This window comes from Gordonia oryzae, from assembly GCF_003797185.1.
GTDB classification, from domain to species: Bacteria; Actinomycetota; Actinomycetes; order Mycobacteriales; family Mycobacteriaceae; genus Gordonia; species Gordonia oryzae.
The window spans coordinates 22,586-43,988 of sequence record NZ_RKMH01000022.1; the positions used below are offsets into that span (position 1 = coordinate 22,586).

The 21,403-nt window shown below is 64.8% G+C and carries 17 protein-coding genes and 1 pseudogene; 11 read left to right on the top strand and 7 right to left on the bottom strand.

Annotated features, from left to right (window positions below):
- Nucleotides 1-2: 2 nt before the first annotated feature.
- The 4 genes from EF294_RS20280 to EF294_RS20295 form a co-directional block, all read right to left on the bottom strand.
- Nucleotides 3-854, bottom strand: coding sequence for an MlaE family ABC transporter permease (locus EF294_RS20280; protein WP_123932872.1), 852 nt, complete (start codon nucleotides 852-854; stop codon nucleotides 3-5).
- 4 nt (nucleotides 855-858) lie between these two features.
- Entirely contained in the window at nucleotides 859-1,623 is a 765-nt protein-coding gene (locus tag EF294_RS20285) for an MlaE family ABC transporter permease (RefSeq protein WP_006371995.1), read from the bottom strand.
- A gap of 82 nt (nucleotides 1,624-1,705) precedes the next feature.
- Entirely contained in the window at nucleotides 1,706-2,599 is an 894-nt protein-coding gene (locus tag EF294_RS20290) for a 3-oxoacyl-ACP reductase (RefSeq protein ID WP_123932874.1), read from the bottom strand.
- Nucleotides 2,600-2,696: 97 nt separating this feature from the next.
- A complete protein-coding gene (locus EF294_RS20295) occupies nucleotides 2,697-2,888 on the bottom strand; it encodes a ferredoxin (RefSeq protein WP_123932876.1) in 192 nt (63 codons plus the stop codon).
- Nucleotides 2,889-3,001: 113 nt separating this feature from the next.
- Here EF294_RS20295 and EF294_RS20300 point away from each other — a divergent pair, with 113 nt between their 5' ends.
- The 4 genes and pseudogenes from EF294_RS20300 to EF294_RS20315 form a co-directional block, all read left to right on the top strand.
- Nucleotides 3,002-4,219, top strand: a complete 1,218-nt coding sequence (locus tag EF294_RS20300) for an acyl-CoA dehydrogenase family protein (RefSeq protein ID WP_123932878.1) — start codon at nucleotides 3,002-3,004, stop codon at nucleotides 4,217-4,219.
- Between the two features lie 35 nt (nucleotides 4,220-4,254).
- Nucleotides 4,255-5,397, top strand: a complete 1,143-nt coding sequence (locus EF294_RS20305) for an acyl-CoA dehydrogenase family protein (protein WP_123932880.1) — start codon at nucleotides 4,255-4,257, stop codon at nucleotides 5,395-5,397.
- A 16-nt stretch (nucleotides 5,398-5,413) separates the two neighbouring features.
- Nucleotides 5,414-6,949, top strand: a complete 1,536-nt coding sequence (locus EF294_RS20310; RefSeq protein WP_123932882.1) for an AMP-binding protein — start codon at nucleotides 5,414-5,416, stop codon at nucleotides 6,947-6,949.
- 134 nt (nucleotides 6,950-7,083) lie between these two features.
- A pseudogene (locus EF294_RS20315) lies at nucleotides 7,084-7,335 on the top strand (HNH endonuclease); the annotation flags it as partial.
- Nucleotides 7,336-7,644: 309 nt separating this feature from the next.
- Here the strand turns inward: EF294_RS20315 and EF294_RS20320 are convergent.
- Together EF294_RS20320 and EF294_RS20325 are read right to left on the bottom strand one after the other, a co-directional pair.
- The gene (locus tag EF294_RS20320) at nucleotides 7,645-8,784 is read right to left on the bottom strand and encodes an NAD(P)H-dependent flavin oxidoreductase (protein WP_123932884.1); all 1,140 of its coding nucleotides are present in this window, start codon (nucleotides 8,782-8,784) and stop codon (nucleotides 7,645-7,647) included.
- Nucleotides 8,781-10,445, bottom strand: a complete 1,665-nt coding sequence (locus EF294_RS20325; RefSeq protein ID WP_123932886.1) for an acyl-CoA synthetase — start codon at nucleotides 10,443-10,445, stop codon at nucleotides 8,781-8,783. The genes EF294_RS20320 and EF294_RS20325 overlap by 4 nt, the downstream gene beginning before the upstream one ends.
- Nucleotides 10,446-10,526: 81 nt before the next feature.
- On the opposite strand from EF294_RS20325, the gene EF294_RS20330 reads away from it, so the two are divergent.
- A complete protein-coding gene (locus tag EF294_RS20330; protein WP_123932888.1) occupies nucleotides 10,527-11,348 on the top strand; it encodes a crotonase/enoyl-CoA hydratase family protein in 822 nt (273 codons plus the stop codon).
- Nucleotides 11,349-11,423: 75 nt separating this feature from the next.
- Nucleotides 11,424-12,839: a cytochrome P450 gene (locus EF294_RS20335; RefSeq protein ID WP_425459456.1), complete on the top strand. Its 1,416-nt coding sequence runs from the start codon at nucleotides 11,424-11,426 to the stop codon at nucleotides 12,837-12,839.
- A 7-nt stretch (nucleotides 12,840-12,846) separates the two neighbouring features.
- Here EF294_RS20335 and EF294_RS20340 read toward each other — a convergent pair whose 3' ends face one another.
- Nucleotides 12,847-13,884 (bottom strand): LLM class F420-dependent oxidoreductase, encoded by a 1,038-nt coding sequence (locus tag EF294_RS20340; protein WP_123932892.1) that lies wholly within the window; start codon nucleotides 13,882-13,884, stop codon nucleotides 12,847-12,849.
- 133 nt (nucleotides 13,885-14,017) lie between these two features.
- Between EF294_RS20340 and EF294_RS20345 the strand changes: the two genes are divergently transcribed.
- From EF294_RS20345 to EF294_RS20365, 5 genes are all read left to right on the top strand, one after another.
- On the top strand, nucleotides 14,018-15,007 hold the full coding sequence (locus EF294_RS20345) for a Zn-ribbon domain-containing OB-fold protein (RefSeq protein WP_123932906.1): 990 nt from the start codon (nucleotides 14,018-14,020) through the stop codon (nucleotides 15,005-15,007).
- Nucleotides 15,008-15,047: 40 nt separating this feature from the next.
- The gene (locus tag EF294_RS20350) at nucleotides 15,048-16,094 is read left to right on the top strand and encodes a thiolase domain-containing protein (RefSeq protein WP_123932894.1); all 1,047 of its coding nucleotides are present in this window, start codon (nucleotides 15,048-15,050) and stop codon (nucleotides 16,092-16,094) included.
- Nucleotides 16,094-17,272 (top strand): thiolase domain-containing protein, encoded by a 1,179-nt coding sequence (locus tag EF294_RS20355; RefSeq protein ID WP_123932896.1) that lies wholly within the window; start codon nucleotides 16,094-16,096, stop codon nucleotides 17,270-17,272. The genes EF294_RS20350 and EF294_RS20355 overlap by 1 nt, the downstream gene beginning before the upstream one ends.
- A gap of 382 nt (nucleotides 17,273-17,654) precedes the next feature.
- Nucleotides 17,655-18,500, top strand: a complete 846-nt coding sequence (locus EF294_RS21620; RefSeq protein ID WP_185091178.1) for a hypothetical protein — start codon at nucleotides 17,655-17,657, stop codon at nucleotides 18,498-18,500.
- Nucleotides 18,501-19,288: 788 nt separating this feature from the next.
- Nucleotides 19,289-19,540, top strand: coding sequence for a hypothetical protein (locus EF294_RS20365; protein WP_123932898.1), 252 nt, complete (start codon nucleotides 19,289-19,291; stop codon nucleotides 19,538-19,540).
- Nucleotides 19,541-21,403: the final 1,863 nt, after the last annotated feature.

Here is a 21,403-nt window from a genome sequence, read left to right on the forward strand (position 1 = left end):
ACTCAGCCCGCCAGATTGAACTTGCCGTCGGACCCATAGATGGCCAACGAGGTGAGCAGGGTGATGACGACGACCACGACCAGCGACGCGCGCACCGCGTTACCGACCGCCACGCCGACGCCGACGGGACCGCCGGTCGCATTGTAGCCATAGTAGGTGTGGATGAGCATGACCGAGATCGCCATGCAGATAGCCTGCACGAATGACCACAGGATGTCCGACGGGATGAGAAAGGTGTCGAAGTAGTGGTCGTAGACGCCCGGTGACTGTCCGTAGAGGAATACCGTCGCAAACCGACTGGCGAGGAAGGAAGCCAACGAGGCCAGCGAATAGAGCGGGATGATCGCGATCATCCCGGCGACGATGCGGGTGCTCACCAGGTATGGGATCGACGCGATGGCCATGGTCTCAAGGGCGTCGATCTCCTCACTGACCCGCATCGCACCCAACTGTGCTGTGGCGCCGGCGCCGATCGTCGCGGCCAGGGCGATTCCGGAGATCACCGGGACCGCGATGCGCACATTGATGAAAGCCGAGAAGAAGCCGGTGAGCGCCTCGACACCGATGTTGGCCAGCGAGCTGTAGCCCTGCACGGCGATGGTGCCGCCGGTGAACAGGGTGAGAAAACCGACGACCACCACAGTGCCACCGATCATCGCGAGAGCGCCCGTACCCATGGAGATCTCGGCTATCAGCCGCAGCGTCTCCTTCTTGTAGAGGCGAACCGCGCGGGGGATCGAGACGACACTGTCCCAGTAGAACAACGCCTGATCGCCGATCTGGTTCCAGTCCTCGCCTGCGCGTTTGACCGCAACGCGCGCGGTGCGCAGCCGGGTGGTGAACGGAAGGACCATCGATTTACCCCGCCGTCGCCTTCAGACCGACCGCAGTGACCACGACGTTCACAACGAACAGCGCCATGAAGGAGTACACGACGGTCTCGTTGACCGCGTCGCCGACACCCTTCGCGCCACCCTTGACGTTGAGTCCCTGATAACACCCGACCATGCCGGCGAACAGGCCGAACAGCGCCGCCTTGACCATCGAGATCATCAGCTCGCCGAATCCGGTGAGCAGCGTCAGATTCGCGATGAACGCACCGGGATTGACGTCCTGCAGGTACACCGAGAAGACGAACCCGCCGCCAATGCCGATGGTGCACACCAGGCTGTTGAGCAGAATGGCGACACCGGTCGAGGCGATGATGCGGGGCACGACGAGGCGGTGCACCGGGTTGATGCCGAGCACCTTCATCGCGTCGATCTCCTCGCGGATGGTGCGGGCACCGAGGTCGGCACATATCGCTGTCGCCCCGGCTCCGGCGACGATGAGCACCGTGACGATGGGGCCGATCTGGGTAATCGTGCCCAGAGCGGCACCCGCGCCCGAGAGATCCTGCGCGCCGATCTCGCGCAGCAGGATGTTGAGGGTGAAGCTCACCAGCACGGTGAAGGGGATCGCGACGAGCAGCGTCGGCACCATCGACACACGGGCGATGGCCCAGGACTGTTCGACCGTTTCCCGCCATTGGAATGGCCGACGGAACAGTTCCCGGACCGAGTCGACTCCGAGTGCGACGAAGTCGCCCACCCCATCAAGGGGTCCCGCCAGCCTGCTCAGCACAGCACTCCTCAAGCCTTGGAACTCACGCGCAAAATATCACTGGGTCCGGTTAATTCTAGGACGCTTGACCCACACCACCCCGTCAGGACATCAGGTCGCGGGCCGAGAACGTACGATGCGGGTCGCGGTCGGCGAAGTAGCTGCTCAGCGTCGTGGCGAGATCCTCGTCGTCCCATCTATCCCCCTCCGCGATGAAGACCTCATCCACAGTGGGCGCGGCCATCACCATGACTCGGGGACCGTACACGACGAATACCTGCCCCGTGACCGAATCGGCGTCCGGGCCGGCGAGGTAGGTGACGAGTCGGACGACGTGATCGGGCGAGAGCGGATCGACGCCGTCACCGGGTACGTCACCGAAGACCGCCGCGGTCATCGCGGTGCGCGCCCGCGGGCAGATCGCATTGGCGCGAACCCCGTAGCGGGCCAACGCCCGCGACGCCGACATGGTCAGCGCGGTGATGCCGGCCTTGGCCGCGGCGTAGTTCGCCTGGCCCTCCGGCCCCAGCAATCCGGCCTCGCTGGAGGTGTTGACGATGCGCCCGTAGACGGGACCGCCGGCCGCCTTGGATTCGGCTCGCCAGTGGGCGGCGGCGTTGCGGGTGAGCAGGAAGTGGCCGCGCAGGTGGACCCGGATGACCAGATCCCAGTCGTCGTCGGTGAGGTTGAACAGCATCTTGTCGCGAACGACCCCGGCATTGTTCACCACGATGTGTAGCCCGCCGAGTTCGGCGGTGGCCGTGCGCATGAGCTCGGCGGCGGTGGCCGAGTCCGAGATGTCGCCGGGTACCGGTATCGCGGTGCCCCCGGACGCGGCGATCTCGTCGATCACATCGCTCGCGTCAAGCGCGCTCGCAAGATCGTTGACGATGACCGTCGCGCCGTGGCCGGCGAGTCCGAGCGCCTCGGCGCGACCCAAACCGGCACCCGCGCCGGTGACCACCGCAACGCGCCCCTCCAACGATCCAGCAGCCACTGCCAACCCCTCCAGCCGAACGCGGTGTGAAAAAACTAGAACCTGTTCTAACACGCTAACCGGTCCAGTCGTCAAGCCGGGGCGGTTTCGGCGAAATTCACTCCTCGATCGACAGCGCCGACTTGGGGCAGTTCGCGACGACTTGACGCAGCTCCTCTTCGCGACCCACTGGTACCTCGTCTTCCAGAATGACCAGGTAGTCATCGTCATCGAGATCGAAGATGTCGGGTGCCATTCCGACACAGATCGCGTTCGATTCGCACAGGTCGAAATCTGCCTTTATATGCATCGACTCGCTCCTCCTTAGCGTGCCCGCTGGTTGACGGGCTGTGTCAAACAGGTTAGAACGTGTTGCAGATATTGGCGAGTCCCCCACCGATAGATCCACGACGGAGTCCATCCATGCGCATTGCCTACACCGACGAGCAATCGGCGCTGCGGCGCGAATTGCGCGCCTACTTCACCGATCTGATGACCGAGGACCGGCGGGCGGCACTCACCGGCGGTGACGGTGAACTCGGCGAGGGGGACGCCTATCGCGACGTGGTACGTCAGATGGGTGCCGACGGCTGGCTCGCACTTGGGTGGCCTACCGAGTACGGCGGCCAGAACCGCTCAATGATGGATCAACTGATCTTCACCGACGAGGCAGCGATCGCCGGGGCGCCGGTGCCCTTCCTGACCATCAACTCGGTGGCACCGACAATCATGCACTACGGCACCGACGAGCAGAAGGCGTTCTTCTTGCCGCGCATCGCCGCGGGCGAATTGCATTTCTCCATCGGCTATTCCGAGCCCGGCGCCGGAACCGACCTCGCCGGTCTACGGACCACCGCAGTTCGCGACGGTGACGACTACGTCATCAACGGGCAGAAGATGTGGACGTCGTTGATCGCCTACGCCGACTACATCTGGCTCGCGTGTCGCACCGACCCGGCGACCCTCACCGACGAGGGGCGAGCCCGCGGACTCAAACGCCACCAAGGCATCTCGGTGCTGATCGTGCCCGCCAACGCCGATGGATTCTCCTACACCCCGGTGCACACCATGGCCGGTGTCGACACCAGCGCCACCTACTACTCCGACGTCCGGGTGCCGGTGAGTTCGCGGGTAGGCGAAGAGGGCCGGGGCTGGTCGCTGGTCACCAATCAGCTCAATAACGAACGGGTGGCTCTGTGCAGCGCCGCCCCGATCCAGACCGCGCTGCGGGAAACACTGGCCTGGGCGCAGCAGACGAAAACCGCCGACGGACAACGCCTGGTCGACACCGAGTGGGTTCGCCAGAACCTGGCGCGGGTACACGCCAAGGTCGAGTTCCTCAAACTGCTCAACTGGAAGATCGCCTCGGCGGCCAGCTCCGGTGGCGCGCCGAGCCCCGCCGACGCCTCGGCCACCAAGGTCTACGGTACCGAGTTCGCCACCGAGGCCTACCGATTGCTGATGGAGGTCCTCGGTCCCGCCGCAACCATCCGGGCGGGCAGTCCGCGAGCGCACCTGCTCGGTCGCCTCGAACGGTTCCAGCGCACCTCGCTGATCCTCACCTTCGGTGGCGGTACCAACGAGGTCCAGCGCGACATCATCGCGATGACCGCCCTCGGCCTGCCCCGTCAGCGACGCTGATCGCCGCCCATCCATCCCGACGCGAGAGCTGCACAATGGATTTCACACTCCCCGAAGTGACCGAGGACCTACGCGGGCTCGCCCGTGACATCACCGAGAAGGTGAGCACCGACGAGCGGGTAGCACTGCTCGAGTCCGACGACGCCGCACTCGACGATGCGCTGTGGCGCGAACTCGGCGCGGCCGGACTCCTCGGCCTCGAGGTGGGGCCGGAGGTCGCTGGCGACGCCGGCGCCGGTCAGTCGATCCTCGAATCGATCACCGTCGCCGAGCAATTGGGTCGCGGGCTCGCCCGGGTGCCGTACGGACTGCACGCCATCGCCGCACTTCCTGCAATCGCCACGCACGGTTCGGCAACGCTTCGGGATCGTCTCGTCGACGATGCCGCGAGGGGCACGGCCGTGCTCACCGTCGCCCTCGAAGAGGACCTCGGGACCGGCTCTGATCATCCGCAGACCCTGCTGAATCGCACCGAATACGGCTGGTCCCTCACCGGATCCAAGGTCAACGTTGCCTATGCCGGCGCCGCCACGGCGATCGTGGTCAACGCGATGTCGCCAGACGGGGTTCGCGCGGTGGTCGTCGACACCCACGCCGCGGGGATCGGCCTCACCCCTACTCCGTCCACCGGGAAGACGCCGACCTTCGTCGTGGATTTCGACGGCGTGGTCGTCGACGACGACCAGGTATTGGATGGTGGCGCGGACACCGTCGCCGACATCGTTGATCGCGCAACCCTGGCGGTGTGTGCCGATCAGTCCGGAACGCTCTCCCGTGCACTGGAACTCACCGCCACCTATGCTGTCGAACGGGAGCAATTCGGTAAGCCGATCGGAACGTTCCAGGCGGTCGCTCAACGACTCGCCGACGGCTACATCGACACCCAGGGACTGTCGCTGACCACGCTCGCCGCGGCGTGGCAATTCACCCGGATCGCCGACGAGGACAGCGACGACGGTGGATTGCACGTCTCGGTGCAGACCGCCAAGTTCTGGGCATGCGACGCCGGACATCGAGTGGCGCACACCGCGGTCCACGTCCATGGGGGCGTCGGCCTGGACACTACCCACCCGGTACACCGGTATTTCCTGCGCGCCAAGCAGAACGAGTACACCCTCGGGTCCGCACCGATCACACTCGTAGCCATCGGCACCGCACTGGCAGCGGCACCGGCCTGATGACCGGGCCACGTCCATGACCGAACCGTCGACAGCGGTAGCCCTTGGGTCGTCCACCGCGACAATCACCTCCCTGTTGTCGGCGCTGACCGATGTCGACGACCGTGGTATCGAGCACGAGGGCGGCTTCCTCTCGTATGCCGAGCACCTACGGCAATCGGCGAACTGTGCTCGGCGTCTGCGCGAGCAGTTGGGCGACACCACGACGCCCCATATCGGGGTGCTGCTGGACAACGTTGTGGAGTTCAGCATCCTGGTGGCCGCAGCCGCGCTCGACGGCCTGGTGATCGTCGGTCTCAACACGACGCGGCGCGGTGCCGCGCTGGCCGCCGACATCACCCGCGCCGACTGTCGGTTCGTGCTCGTCGACGACCACACCGCACCGTTGTTGGCCGACGTACCGCTCGATGTCCCGGTGCACCGGGTGAGCCGCTACACCGAGCCCGATTCCGTGGCGGCGCCGACAATTGCCCGAGAGTCATCCCCGGACGAGTTGCTGATGCTGATCTTCACCTCGGGGACCACGGGCGACCCCAAGGCCGTGCGGTGCACCCAACGCACCTTTGCCGCGGCCGGGGTGATGCTCGCCGAACGGTTCGGGATCGGCGCCGACGACGTCGTCGGACTGTCGATGCCGATGTTCCATTCCAATGCGATGATCGCCGGGTGGTCGGTGGCGCTGGCCGGTGGTGCGTCGATGGTGTTGCGCCGCAAGTTCTCCGCGAGCGGATTCGTGGCCGACGTCAGACATCGCGGGGTCACCTACGCCAACTATGTCGGTAAGCCGCTCAACTACATCCTCGCCACCCCGGAGTCCCCCGACGATGCGACGTCGAGTCTGCGCATCATGTACGGAAACGAGGCCACGGCGGCCGATCGGGAACGCTTCGCCGCGCGGTTCGGCTGCCGGGTGGTCGACGGCTTCGGTTCCACCGAGGGAGGCGTCGCCATCACCCGAACCCCCGACACTCCCGTGGATGCGTTGGGCCCCATGCTCCCTCCGGTCGCGGTAGTCAACCTGGACTCCGGTACGCCGACGCGCATCGGGGAAATCGGCGAGATCGTGAACACCTCGGGACCAGGCCTGTTCAGCGGCTACTACAACAGCCCGGAGGCGACCGCCGAGCGGATGCGCGGCGGCATCTACCACACCGGCGACCTGGCCTGGGTCGACGACGCCGGTTACCTCCACTTCGCCGGCCGCCTCGGCGACTGGATGCGCGTCGACGGTGAGAACCTGGGAACCGGACCGATCGAACGAATTCTGCTGCGGCATCCAAGCGTCCGCCAGGTTGCCGTCTTCGGCGTCGGTGTCGAAATCGGCGATGAGATCGAAGCCGTGCTGGTGACCGACGGCGATCTCGACCCGGCCGAGTTGACCGATTTCCTCTCTGCCCAAGACGATCTCGGACCGAAGCAATGGCCGCACCGGATTCGCGTCGTCGATGCCCTACCGGAGACGGCCACCTTCAAAACCCTCAAGCACCGGCTACGGGAAGCCGCCGAGCCGCCGACCTGGGTCCGGGTCGGCGGGCGATACCGACGGCCCTGACGTCCGAGCTGGACGACAACACCGTCGGCACAGCAGGCCTCGAAGCTCCTCGCTATCGCCCCTGGGCACCTCGACCACCGGGGGTTGGGACGGGTGAGCATCATCTATCGATGGTCGAGGCGCGTGCGGCGAGCCTCGAGCATTGGGCAGATGGTGGTCCCACCGACCTCGACAACGGCTGCCTCCTCTGCACCAGCTGCCACGACGACGTCCACCACCACGCCGACGCCGGGAGCGCAGCGAGCGGGCCGAATCAGCACTGGGACATCATCATGGGATTCGACCGACACCCCTGGCTGATCCCGCCCGCCAGCATCGACCCGATACGCCGGCCGGTGCCGCCGTATCACCGACGAACCATGCGACTCGACGACGTAGCAGCCTGACCTACCCTGCCCCACAACCTGATTCCCCGCACCCGGAACGGCCGGGACCGCATCTGTTGTTTGAGAAATCCCCGTCCCGATGGTCGAGGTACGTCGTGCCCGTGGCCCAGAAGCCCTTCGGCACAGGAGGTCTCGAGGCCCTTCGCTAGCTCTTCTCGGCACCTCGACCATCGCGATGGGACGGCTCACCAGGCGGGAGAAGTGTCAGCATCCGTCGATGGCATGCGTCATCCCCGGCTAGTCGAGGTGCGGGCCGCGTGCGGCGAGCCTCAAGACCACCTGCACCAGCACTGGTTTCGTTCCGAAACGCTACCCCTTCAGCGTCTTGTGCATCCGGACGACGGCTTGCTTATATTCGGCGACCATGTCGTCGATCAGCTCGGCGACCGGGGTGATCGTGTTCAGGCGTCCGACGATCTGACCGGCGGGCATCGCCACAACCCCGGGGTCGCTCGACGAGGAAAGCCGGGCGTGCGCCTCGGAGACGAGGATATTCTGCAGCGGCATCGGCAGCGGCTCCGGTGCGCCCTGGGCGTCCCACGCATCGGTCCACTTGGTCTTGAGCAGTCGAGCGGGCTTGCCGGAATAGATCCGGCGCCGCACGGTATCCCGCGAGCTGGCGTCGAGCAGCGCCTGCTGCACGGTCGACGGCCCCTCATGCCCCTCGGGCGCACCTAGTTTGTACTCGGCGGCGGTGAGCCAGTAGGTCCCCATCCAGACACCTTGTGCGCCCAGGGCAATCGCGGCAGCGATCTGTCGGCCGCTACCGACGCCGCCCGCCGCCAACACCGGCGCCCGGTCGCCGACGGCATCGACGAGTTCGGGCCACAGGATCATCGACGTCACCTCACCGGTGTGACCGCCACCCTCGTACCCCTGGGCGATGACGATGTCGACTCCGGCGTCGACGTGATGCAGCGCATGGTCTTTCGCACCCGCCAGAGCGGCCACCAACACACCGTGGTCGTGGGCGGTGGCGATGACATCGGAGGGGGGTGATCCGAGGGCATTGGCGATGAGCGCGATCTGGCCGTACTTGTCGGCGTGCGTCATCGCGACGTCGACGTGCGAACGCGCCACCGAATGCAGCCATCCAAGTACTCCGGCATTGACCCGGTCGCCGTCGGGCAGTGGCGGCACACCGAGGTCGTCGAGTGTGCGTTCGACGAACGCACGATGCTCGGGCGGGATCATCGAGTCCAGATCGGTGTGGCTGCCCTCGGTGGGGATCTTCGCGGGCATCACGATATCGACGCCGAACGGCTTGCCGTCGGTGTTGTCGTGCATCCACTCGAGGACCTCGTCGAGTTCTTCCGGATCATTGAACCGCACACACCCCAGAACACCGAGGCCGCCGGCCCGGCTGATCGCCGCGGCCACATGTTGGCTCGGCGTGAATCCGAAGATCGGATAGTCGATCCCGAATTGTGTTGCCAGTGCTGTCTTCATCGAGTGGCCCCTTTGACCTCGGTGTCTGCTATTTCATCGGCCGGGCGGCTGTCGGTAACCGACGCCGCCCACCGGTAGTCGGGCTTGCCCGCGGGTGATCGTTTGATCTCATCGACAAACCACACGCTGCGCGGTGTCTTGTAGCCCGCCAGTTCTTTGCGCACCGCAGCGGCGAGATCTTCGAGGGTGGGCCGCGTCGAGTCTCGCGCGGCGATCACCGCGGCGACGCGCTGCCCGAACCGATCGTCGGCAACCCCGACGACGACGGTGTCAAAGACGTCGGGATGTCCTTTGAGCGCCGCTTCTACCTCTTCGGGATAGACCTTCTCGCCACCGGTGTTGATCGACATCGATCCGCGGCCCAGCATGGTGATGGTGCCGTCTGCCTCAACCCGGGCGAAATCCCCCGGGATCGAGTAACGAATCCCGTTGAATTCCTTGAACGTCTTCGCCGACTTCTCCGGATCGTTGTGATAGTGCAGCGGGATGTGACCGGCGCGTGCGAGCACCCCGACCTCACCGGTGCCAGGCTCGACCTGGGTACCATCCTCGCGCAGCACATGGGTGTGCTTGTCGGCGTTGACCCGTGGCGCGCCGACGTGTGACTCGCCCTTGACCACGGCGGCCATCCCGCCGAATCCGGTCTCCGACGACCCGATCGCGTCGATGATGATGACGTTCGGGAAGCGTTCGAGGAACTGCTCTTTGATACTCGGCGAGAACAGACACGCAGACGACGCCACGGAAACGAGGGTTGAGGTGTCATAGTCGCGCTGACCGAGTGCCTCGATCATTGGGCGCCCCATGGCATCTCCGGTGATGAACATGACGTTCACTCCGTGCCGGCCGACCGCCTCCCAGACGGCACGCGCGTCAAAATCGGGATACACTACCGCTTTTCCGCCGCTGAAGAGCGCCTGGAACACCGCCCACTGCGAGCCGCCGTGGATGAACGGCGGGATCGGGAATCGGACGAGCTGCCCACCGGCGGCGCCGGTACGCGCATGCTCCCACTCGTCGGTGACCGGCTCACCGGTGTACCAGTCGATGCCGCCACCGAGAACCCGCCAGACGTCGGCCTGCCGCCACACCACCCCCTTGGGTTTGCCGGTCGTGCCGCCGGTGTAGAGCATGTAGAGGTCATCGTCGGAGCGCGCCTCGAAGTCACGCTCTATCGACTCGCCTTCGATCGCATCGTCATAGGAGACAGGCGCGGCGAGCGTTCCGATCTCGACGTCACTGCCGTCGGGAATGACGACCCGGTGGGCGACGACCGGCCGCACCCCACCGCCGTCGTCGCGATTCGACAACACGTTGCACACCCGCGTCGAATACTGGCGTTCGTGAATGAGCACGGTCATCCCGGAATCGGAGAAGATGTGGTCGAGTTCGCCCTCGACGTAGCGGTAGTTGACGTTGACCATTACCGCCCGCGCTTTGAAAATCGCGACCATCGCCTCGACGGATTCGATCGTGTTTCGGCTGTACAAGCCGACTCGATCACCGGGCTGCACACCCAGCGACCGGAGGTGGTGCGCGAGGGCGTTGCTGCGGGCCTCGAGTTCGGCATAGGTACGCGAACGGTCGCCGGATTCGACGGCGGTGCGGTCCGGCATGAGGTCGACCGCATGCTCGACGAGGTCCCCGATCGTGAAAGCCATGACACGAAACTAGAACGTGTTATCGTTTCCGGCAAGAGCCTGTTCCGCCCACATGCCACTTCCACCGATCTGGGGGTCGAGATGACCACGATGTCGCATGCCGAATTCGCCACCGACGAGGCGCCACACTGTCTGGTCGAGCAACGCGGACACGTGCTGATCGTCACCATGAATCGTCCGGCCGCCCGCAACGCGCTCTCCTCGGAGATGATGGCGATCATGACCGAGGCCTGGGACCGGGTCGACTCCGATCCCGAGATCCGGGCAGCGATCCTCACCGGCGCGGGAGGCGCGTTCTGCGCAGGCATGGACCTCAAAGCCATGTCACGCAACGCTCCCGGCGACACAGTCACACAGGGCACCTGGGACCCGGCGTCACTGCCCGCCCTGCTCAAGGGCCGCCGCCTGAGAAAACCTCTCATCGCCGCCGTGGAGGGCCCGGCGATCGCCGGCGGTACCGAGATCCTGCAGGGCACCGACATCCGAGTGGCCGGCCGAAGTGCCATATTCGGTGTATCCGAAGCACGTTGGGGACTGTTCCCACTCGGCGGCAGCGCGGTCCGGCTGGTGCGGCAGATCCCCTACACCGTCGCCTGTGACATTCTCTTGACGGGCCGTCACATCACCGCCGACGAGGCCAGGGACTACGGCTTGATCGGCCACGTGGTCGACGACGGCGCCGCCCTCGACAAGGCGCTCGAACTCGCCGATGCGATCTGCGCCAACGGTCCGCTCGCAGTGCAGGCGATCCTGCGGACCATCCGCGAGACCGAGGGCATGCACGAACTCGACGCCTTCGCCATCGAGGCGCCGATCGGCATCTCGGTGTTCCAGAGCAAGGACGCCAAAGTCGGCCCGAAAGCGTTCGCCGCCAGGGAAAAGCCGATCTTCACCGGCGAGTGAGGCCGGGCGCGCGGAGAGCCGCGGGCTCCGGGCGCGTTGACAGCTCCGCTCCCGACGAGGATCGTCGGGGATGTGTTGCGACGCCCGCTGAAGAACGACTGGTCCGGCCAACGATTCCCGCATGCCGGCACCCGGCGCCCGCTCATCGGTGACCTCGGGGTCTCCGATCCACGAAATCCGGTGCTGAGCATCCTCGAGTGGGGCCCACGCCTCGGGCCGATCTTCGAGATGCAGATCTTCCGGCAGAAGTTCGTGTTCGTCGCGTCGGCGGAGCTCACCGCCGAACTCTGCGACGAGAACCGTTTCTGCAAGGCGTTGCCACCGGCGATCACCGCGCTGCGCCAGTACGCCGGCGACGGATTGTTCACCGCGCGCAACGACGAACCCAATTGGCAACTGGCGCACGAGTTGTTGATCCCCGCATTTACCAAGTCGGCGATCCGCTCCTACCACCCGACGATGATCGCCACCGCGAGCGAACTCTTCGACTACTGGGACCGTCGCGGCGGCGACAACGATGTCACCCGGGACATGACCAAGCTGACCCTGGAGACGCTGACGCGCACCGCCTTCAGTCAGGATTTCGGTTCGTTCTCCTCAGCGCAGCCGCATCCGTTCATCGGTGCGATGATCCGCGCTCTTGAGACCGGGCGGCGCAAGGGCGGATTGGCTACCGCTCCGGGCGGCCGATTCTTGATGCGCTATCTCGACCGTCGCAATGCCGAGCACCAGGAGTACGTCGATTCGCTACTCGACGAGGTGATCGCCTCCCGCGCGGGCGATCCGAACCGCGATGACCTCCTCGGCATCATGCTCAACGTCGCCCACCCCGAGACCGGCGAGCAGCTCTCGATGCTCAACATCCGCTACCAGATCCTCACCTTCCTGGTCGCCGGGCACGAAACCACCTCCGGGGCACTGTCATTCACCCTGTACTACCTCTCCCAGAACCCGGAGTGCCTCGCGCGCGCCCAGGCCGAGGCCGACGAGATCCTCGGCGCGGACCCCACGGCGATGCCGGAGTTCGAGCAGGTGCCGAAGTTCCGCTACATCCGACGCTGCCTCGACGAGGCGCTGCGAATCTGGCCGACCGTCCCCGCCTTCGCCCGCAGCCCGCGGGAGGACACCGTGATCGGCGGTGACCACCGGATGCGGACGCAGGACTGGGCGATAGTGCTACTGGGCCTGGTACACCGCGATCCGCAGGTGTGGACCGACCCCGACGTCTACGACCCGGACCGGTTTCTCTCGGCGAACATCAAGAAGCGGCCCGCCCACACCTACCAGCCGTTCGGCACCGGGGTGCGCTCCTGCATCGGACGCCAGTTCGCCCTGCACGAGGCAGTGCTGGTGCTTGCGAGCCTGCTGCACCGATACGACCTGCACGCCGACCCCGACTACCAGCTGGCCGTCGACGAGCGTCTGACCATGGTGCCCAAGAATTTCTACTTGTCACTGAGTGAGCGCCGGGTGACGGCGACCGCAGGTTGAGCGCGGTTCACACCAGCCCGGCCAGGGTCTCGATGGTCTCGACGTCACGCGCGGTGACCATCAGCATGTCGACCCCGGCGGCCTCCCACAAAGCGATCTGCGCGCGTACCTCGTCGGTGGTACCGGCGATCAGGGTTTCGCGGACCATCTCGTCGGGCACCGCCGCGATCGCCTCCTCCCTGCGGCCCGCACGAAACAGTCGGCCGATCTCCTCGACGGCGTCGCCGTAGCCCATCCGCGTGTAGAGCTCGGCGTGAAAGTTTTTCCGCTCGGCCCCCATTCCGCCGACGTACAGCGCTGTCGACGGTCGATACCGGTCGACGGCCGAGGCGACGTCGTCGGTGACGACGACCTGAACGGTCGCCGCCACTTCGAAGTCCTCACGCGTTCGTCGCGCCCCGGGTCGGGCGAAGCCCTCGGCCAACCACTGCTCGTACTGGTCGGCCAGGGCGAGACTGTAGAAGATGGCGAGCCAGCCATCGGCAATCTCCGCGGTCTGCGCCACGTTGCGCGGACCCTCGGCACCGAGCCAGATGGGGATGTCGGCCCGCAGCGGATGAGTGATCGGCTTCAGTGACTTGCCCAATCCGGTCGATCTGGGCGCGTCCGTCGGGTACGGCAACGGGTAGTGCGGCCCATCGCTGCGCACCGGCGCCTCGCGCGCCAGCACCGCACGGACAATCTCAACGTATTCGCGGGTCCGGGCAAGAGGTTTGGCGAATGGCGCGCCATACCAGCCCTCCACTACCTGCGGCCCCGACACCCCGAGCCCGATGATGTGGCGGCCGCCGGAGAGATGGTCGAGGGTGAGCGCGGCCATCGCCAGGGAAGTTGGCGGTCGCGCCGAGAGCTGGGAGACCGCCGTACCCAGGCGAACACGGGACGTGGCCGATCCCCACCATGCCAGCGGCGTGTAGGTGTCCGAACCCCACGATTCGGCGGTGAACACGGCGTCGAAGCCGTTGGTCTCGGCGGCCGCGATGAGTTCGGCCGCACCGGCGATGGGACCGGCTCCCCAATATCCCAGTTGCAAAGCAAGTTTCACGGTCGATGCCGTCCTCTCGGGGTCGTCCATCCTCGGCGTGCCGACGTGCACCTTGTGCCCAATACTAGAACGTGTTCTACTCGATTGTGTGAGCAGCATCGCAACTGGCGACCGTCCCGGAGTCCCCGACCCGGTGGCGGTCGTTCCCGAACCCGAGACCCCTATTCTCACCGCACCGCTGACCAACGCCTTCGGATACACCAGGTCGCTGGGTCCGGTGCTGTCGCAGTTCGCGCTCGGCCTGCGCGACGGCCGGATCGTCGGCTCACGCGCCGCGGACGGTACCGTCTCGGTACCCCCGGTCGAGTTCGACCCCGGATCCGGCGCCCCGACTACCGATCTCGTCGACGTCCTCGACACCGGCACTGTCGTCTCATGGACATGGGTCGACCAACCGGCCGCACCCCAACCGCTCGACGTGCCGTTCGCCTGGGCGCTGATCCGTCTCGACGGCGCCGACACCGCACTCCTGCACGCCCTACTGGTGGATTCGGCCGACGAGGTGACGACCGGGCTGCGCGTGCACGCCGTCTGGCGCGCCGCACGGACCGGCCGGATCGACGACATCAGCCATTTCGCACCAGGTGAGACCGCAGCGCCGGCCGAGCCGAATACCGCCGAGCTCGACACCGGCGAGCCGGTCGTCATCACCACACCGATCACCACCACGATCACCCACTCGGCCACCGAGGAGGAGTCCTGGTACCTGGAGGGACTCAAGGCCGGCAAACTCTACGGCTCCCGGATCGGTTCGGGCGTCGACGCCGGTCGCGTGTACTTCCCACCGCGCAAGGTCAGTCCATCCGACGGTGCACCTGCGGTGGAGCGGGTCGAGTTGGCCGACACCGGGATCGTCACCACCTTTTGCATCGTCAACGTCCCCTTCCAGGGACAACGCATCTCACCGCCGTATGTGGCCGCCTACGTGCTGCTCGACGGCACCGACATCCCCTTCCTGCATCTGATCCTCGACTGCCCGGCAGACGAGGTCCGAATGGGCATGCGCGTGCAGGCAGCGTGGGTCCCCGAGGACGAGCGCGAACTCTCGCTTGGCAGCATCAGCCACTTCCGTCCGACCGGTGAGCCGGACGCCGACTACGCCTCTTACCGCGAATTTCTCTGAGCCCTAACCCTCTTTCGCCCATCACAAAGGACATGTCGTCATGACCCTTCCCCGGATCGCGATCGTCGGGTTCGCCCACAGCCCGAATGTCGTCGGGACCCACGGCACCACCAATGGCGTGGAAATGCTGATCCCCTGCTTCTCCAAGCTCTACGCCGAGCTCGGGATCAGCCGGACCGATATCGGTTTCTGGTGTAGTGGATCGTCGGATTACCTCGCTGGACGGGCCTTCTCGTTTATCTCGGCCATCGACTCGATCGGCGCGATGCCGCCGATCAACGAGTCGCACGTCGAAATGGACGGGGCGTGGGCCCTCTACGAGGCCTGGGTGAAGATCGCCACCGGCGAGGTCGATCTGGCCCTGGCCTACGGCTTCGGCAAGTCAACCGCCGGCGACCTGGATCTGACCCTGGCGCTGCAAACCGACCCGTACACGGTGGCACCGCTGTGGCCGCAGGCCCGCTCGCTCGCCGCACTACAGGCCCGCGCGGGACTCGATGCCCGAACCTGGACCGAAGCCGAGATGGCAGAGGTGGCCGCTCGGACCACCGGCGCCTCGGTGGACGATCTCTTGGGTGCGGACTACGTCGCGAACCCCTTGCGCGCACACGACATCGCGCCCTACACCGATGCCGCGGCAGCGGTGATCATCGCATCCGAGCGTCGGGCACGTGAGCTGGTGGCCAATCCCGCGTTTATCACCGGGTGGGATCATCGCATCGACACCCCGAATTTCGGCGCGCGGGACCTGACGGTGTCGCCGTCGACGGCCCTGGCCGGCGATACCGCGTTCGGCGAGCGGAGCCGCGCCGTTGACGTCGCCGAGATCGCGGCACCCTACACACACCAAGAACTGATCGTGCGCAACGCGTTACGCCTGCCGGAGTCGGTGCACATCAATCCGTCCGGCGGTGTCCTCGCCGGGAACTCGCTGTTCTCGGCCGGATTGCAACGGATCGGTTACGCCGCGAACGAGATCCTTGGCGGCAACGCGCAGACCGCGCTCGCGCACGCGACGAGCGGTCCACTGCTGCAACAGAACATGGTGGTCACCTTGGGCGCCGACACCGCGGGAGACGGGAACTGATGGCACACAACAACCGGGCGGCGGTTCTGGGCACCGGCCAGACACACTATGTCGCCAAACGGCACGACGTGACGATGGCCGGGATGTGCCGGGAGGCGATCGACGCAGCGCTGGCCGACGCGAAGGTCTCGATCGACGACATCGACGCCATCGTCATCGGCAAGGCCCCGGATCTCTTCGAGGGCACCATGATGCCCGAGTTGGCGATGGCGGAGGCGCTCGGCGCAGTCGGCAAACGACTGATCCGGGTACACACCGCGGGCTCGGTCGGTGGTTCCACCGCCAACGTCGCGGCATCACTGGTATTCGCCGGGGTGCACCGTCGGGTACTGGCCGTCGCGTGGGAGAAGCAGTCGGAGTCGAACGCCATGTGGGCGTTGTCGATTCCGGTGCCGTTCACCAAGCCGGTGGGCGCAGGCGCGGGCGGATTCTTCGCGCCCCACGTGCGCGCCTACATCCGGCAGTCCGGTGCCCCCGAGCACATCGGTGCGATGGTCGCGGCCAAGGATCGTCGCAACGGCGCCCTCAATCCGTTGGCACACCTGCATCAGCCCGACATCACCACCGAGTCGGTCATGGCGTCGCAGATGCTCTGGGACCCGATCCGCTACGACGAGACGTGCCCGTCGTCGGACGGGGCGTGCGCCGTGGTTATCGGCGATGAGCAGATTGCCGATGACACTGTGGCACAGGGAGCTCCGGTCGCGTGGATTCACGCGACCGCGATGCGGACCGAGCCGTTGGCCTTCGCGCACCGCAACGTGGTCAGCCCACAGGCCGGTCGGGACGCCGCCGCGGCACTGTGGAAGGCCGGCGGGATCGACAACCCCGTCGAGGAGATCGACGCCGCCGAGATCTACGTGCCCTTCTCCTGGTTCGAGCCAATGTGGTTGGAAAACCTGGGTTTCGCGCCGGAGAACCAGGGCTGGAAGCTGACCGAGGCGGGCGAGACCGAGATCGCCGGACGCATCCCACTCAACGCCTCCGGCGGCGTGCTGTCGTCGAATCCCATCGGCGCGTCCGGCATGATCCGATTCGCCGAGGCCGCGATCCAGGTGATGGGCAAGGCCGGGGCGCACCAGGTGCCCGACGCCCGCAAGGCCCTCGGCCACGCGTATGGCGGTGGATCACAATACTTCTCGATGTGGCTCGTGGGGGCTGACAAACCGCAGCACTGACGTGTGTCTCGGTTCTTCCCCAAGGAGTTTCGTTGTTCCCCTGAAAATGGTCAGAGGAGGAATGGGCTTCTTGGGGAAGAACAGGTGCCGGTAGCGGTGGCAGACCGGTTGTCCACACCTGTGGATGAGCGCGGCGGCAGGTGACTTGCGGCCGGCATGCTCGTCGCCATGCACTCCGACGACCGTCTGATCCTGCGGCGCAACGCACTCTCACAAGGCGTCACCGACGCCGACATCACACGGGCGCTTCGAGACGGCGCCCTCGAGCGCGTAGGGAGGGTTGCTACGTTCCGGCGCCCGGTGACGGTGAGCTCGACGTGTTCGCGGCCCGAGAGCGGCGGTACCGCGATTCGGTCCTCGCGGCAGTTCTGATCGGGGGCGAGTGTCGTTCCCCAAGCCATCGGTCAGCGGCGATGCTGCTCGGGCTTCCGCTGCTGCCCACGGCGCCACCGACATCCCTGCGCGCGGAACGACCCCGATCGCCCCCACCCCGGGTAGCTCGACAGCCCCGCCGCCGGCCAGCAGCCCGTCGACGACCACGACGGTGCCGGTACCGTCTGCTCCGGCGGCGCCGTCGATTGCGCCGGCCGCGGTGCGTACGGTGCGGATTCCGACGTCGCTGGCGGGCCAGGACATTGCGCTGCGACTGCCAGCCGACACCGACCGGTCGGCGTTGTGGGTCTCGACGATGGGCCAGACCCAGATCATCGAGATCGCCCGCTATCAGGTGGGGGCACCCACCCGCTTCGAGTTCACCGCAAGCCTGCCGTTCGGGACCCGCTGGCATCGGCTGGGATCGGCGGACATGGCATTGGAAACGCTCACTGGTCAACGGGTTGCATTGCTCACCAACACCTTCGGCTACACCGGCACAGGCGACCCGGCAGGGTTCACCCTCACCAACTCCGGAACCACCCTGATCGGCACGTTCACGGTGTGGGGTGAGGCAATGGGTCATGGAGCGGCGTGTGGCCGTCCGGGTTTTCGAGACGGTCACCGCGGCGGCGGAGATCTGTTCGCCGTAGTCACGGAGTTCTGTGTGACGGTCCTCGGCGAGCTCCTCGATGTAGCCAGGCGAGGTGCTCCAGCGGAGACGCTGTACTCGTTCCCGCATCGGCAGACTCGCGTACTGATCGTGAAATCCTCTGGCGAAAAACACGATATCGACCCCGAATGCGTGGGCGAGCGCTTCTATCGCCCAAAGGCTGGGGTGGCGGGCCCCGCATGAGCGCAACTGCCTCAGATACAGGTGATCAATGGCGGAGTTGATCGCCCGTCGGCAAAAAATAGTGTCGCTTTTATGACCACTTCAGTTGGAGTCTCATTTGGCCGGGTGAGTATCCGACTTTTGCGGGGTCGGCGGGTGGGGCTTCGCCAGACGGTGTGTACCCCTTGAGGGTGAAGGATCCGACCGGTGAGACGGTGTAACTGTCACCAGGATAGCACTCGATACTGGCGGACAATCCGAGATCTGGTCCTGAAACCCTGTTCGCCACCGCGTTGAATCCCACGAACACTGAATATTCACCGTGAGAATTCTCCCCCAAATCACCGCCCACATTCAATGTTCCGGCCCAGAAGTTTCTGCTCAGCGGTATGGTCCACTCCTGAATTCCCGATGGTTTCGTTCGCGAGAAACTCTGACGTTGAGAACTCCCACTTTCCAGGAAAATGCCCTCCGAATTTGGGGCGGAAATCCCCAACGTTACGACTCTCTGAGTGCCGGAACTGCGTGTGCCGTCGAGGAGTAGCGACGCTCTACCGCCGAGGTCGGAGGGCATTGTGTCGGCATCCACTCTCTGGTAGGAGCGGAAACTGAATACGTCCCCGTTTGCGAAAGTGACAGTGAGATCAACCCAATGTCGACCATGCGCCTCGCCAATAGCTTTGGGAGTGACTATATACTCTTTCTCACCTTCGTATCCTGGTAGGATATACGGTTGTCCGACATGAAGCTCGTAGCGAGGATAAGTCAGGTTGCTTATACGAATGGGGTCGCCGTGAGGAGTGGCCACCATGGGATTGCCTGTCAATGTGAAGGATGTCGACGATGCCGCGTCGCCCGGCTCGCTGGTCGCTGAACACCCCGTCATTCCCACGCCTACCAGGGCGGCGGCGGCGGAGATACCGGCAATCGTGCGTAGTCGGTACTTCGCTCTCATTGAAATCATTCAGAAACACCCCGAATCTGATATGGGTGCCGATATCGACACGTCAGTGAAGTCGTCATCTATTTGGTCTTTCGGTATAAAGAACTCGGTGTCATGATCTAGTTTGTTGTCCGGGCCCCAAGGGTTTTTCACCCAGGTCCCGTCAGATGAGGCTCTCGTGACGGCGTAGGCGTGGCCAACTATAGGGGTGTAGGTTAGTCCGTCTTTGCCTTTGCCCCTTTTAGGCCATGCTGGTACTACTTTTCCTGTCTTCCTCGCTTTTATGACCACCTCAGTTGAACCCTCATTTGGCCGGGTGAGTATCCGACCTTTGCGGGGTCGGTGGGTGGGGCTTCGCCAGACGGTGTGTACCCCTTGAGGGTGAAGGTTCCGACCGGTGAGACGGTGTAACTGTCACCGGGATAGCAATCAATTGAGGCGGATAGGCCAAGATTTGCGTCGGACGAGGTCCTACTGGACGCCGCATTCATTGCCACGGCCACAGAAAAATCCCCATCTGACTGGTCTCCCAATCCGCCGCTGACGGTGAGCGTTCCCGACCAGAAGTTCCTGTTGAGAGGTATGTCCCAGCTCTGTGTTCCATGCGGCTTTGTTCGGGCAAAGAGCTGGCGCTGAGGACTATCCCTATCTAAGGCTCCTGTTGGGTTTAACGTATATATTCCTAGTGTCACAGTCGCCTCGGGTCCGGAACCGTGTGTGGCGGCGAGGAGGATGGAGGTCCTACCACCGAGAGTCGCGGACGCAGTTTCGGAGTCGATTTTCTGGTATGCGCGATAGGCGAATACATCTCCGTTGGAGAACGTGACAGTGAGGTCGGCCCATTGACGATTGTGTGCCACTCCCAGGGCTTTCGGTGTGACCGTATAGTCGCCCATTGTACTGTTTTTGTAACCGGGAATTATATACGACTGTCCAATATGCAGCTCGTAACGAGGGTAGTTGCCGCCGTCTGCCTGTATAGGGTCGCCGTGAGGTGTGGCGGAGATGGGATTTCCTGTCAGTGTGAAAGAAGGCTGAGTAGAGGTGCTATCTGACTCCGTGCTGGCTGTCGAGCACCCCGTGATGCCTATGTACGCGAGAGAGATTATGGCAGTAGCTACAGTTAGGTACGCGGCCGTCAGTTTCTTGGTCACTCTAGAAGCACCCCGAATCTGTTAGTGGTGCCGATATAGACACATCGGTGAAGTCGTCATCGATATTTTCTTTAGGGATCCAGAACACACTGCCCGTGTCGGCCGAGTTGGCCGGGCCCCAGGGGTTTTTCACCCAGATCCCGTCAGGTGCTGCCTTGACAACTACGTAGGCGTGAGCTCCCTTAATGGTGACCTTCTGGTTGTCCTTGGCCACTCCATTCTCCAGGATGTTGCGTGCGCTGCACCACCACCAACGCACAGCGCTGATACCGCCGCACACGCCGCGACGCCCTGAAACAGGCTGCGTGACAAGCGGTGGCGCGATCGACGGCGAACGAACGACACTTGACCACCCATGATGACCCCCAAGTCACTGCGTGTCGACGAGTACGGGGCCTCACCACGGATTGGCGAACGTGAGCCCCGACTTCACTACCGCAATGATTAGAACAGGAAACCAGACACGTGACAACCTGAACACCGGTGATCGGTGACACGGCACATCAACGTTCCCCAGAAACAGGGACACCCGCCGCGGCCGGAACCACCCACCCGGCAAACCCCCGAGAAAAGTAGCCGTGGCCCACGTCGAGACCGGGCCGCGGGCTTGTGCCCCGTCTCGGTGACGGATAACGCCGTAGTTGGTGGCGTTGAGGGGCATCTGGGACTCGGCGCCGTGCGGTGATTGTTGGGCGCCAGTCAACCTGTCTGACAGGTGATCTGAGACAAGATGGCCGGTGTGGCCGATTCCTAGTGGTGTGTCTCTTAATTAGTTCGCTACTTGTTCGAGTGTCTCGCGTGCGCGGGCAACCTTGGCCAGGATAGAT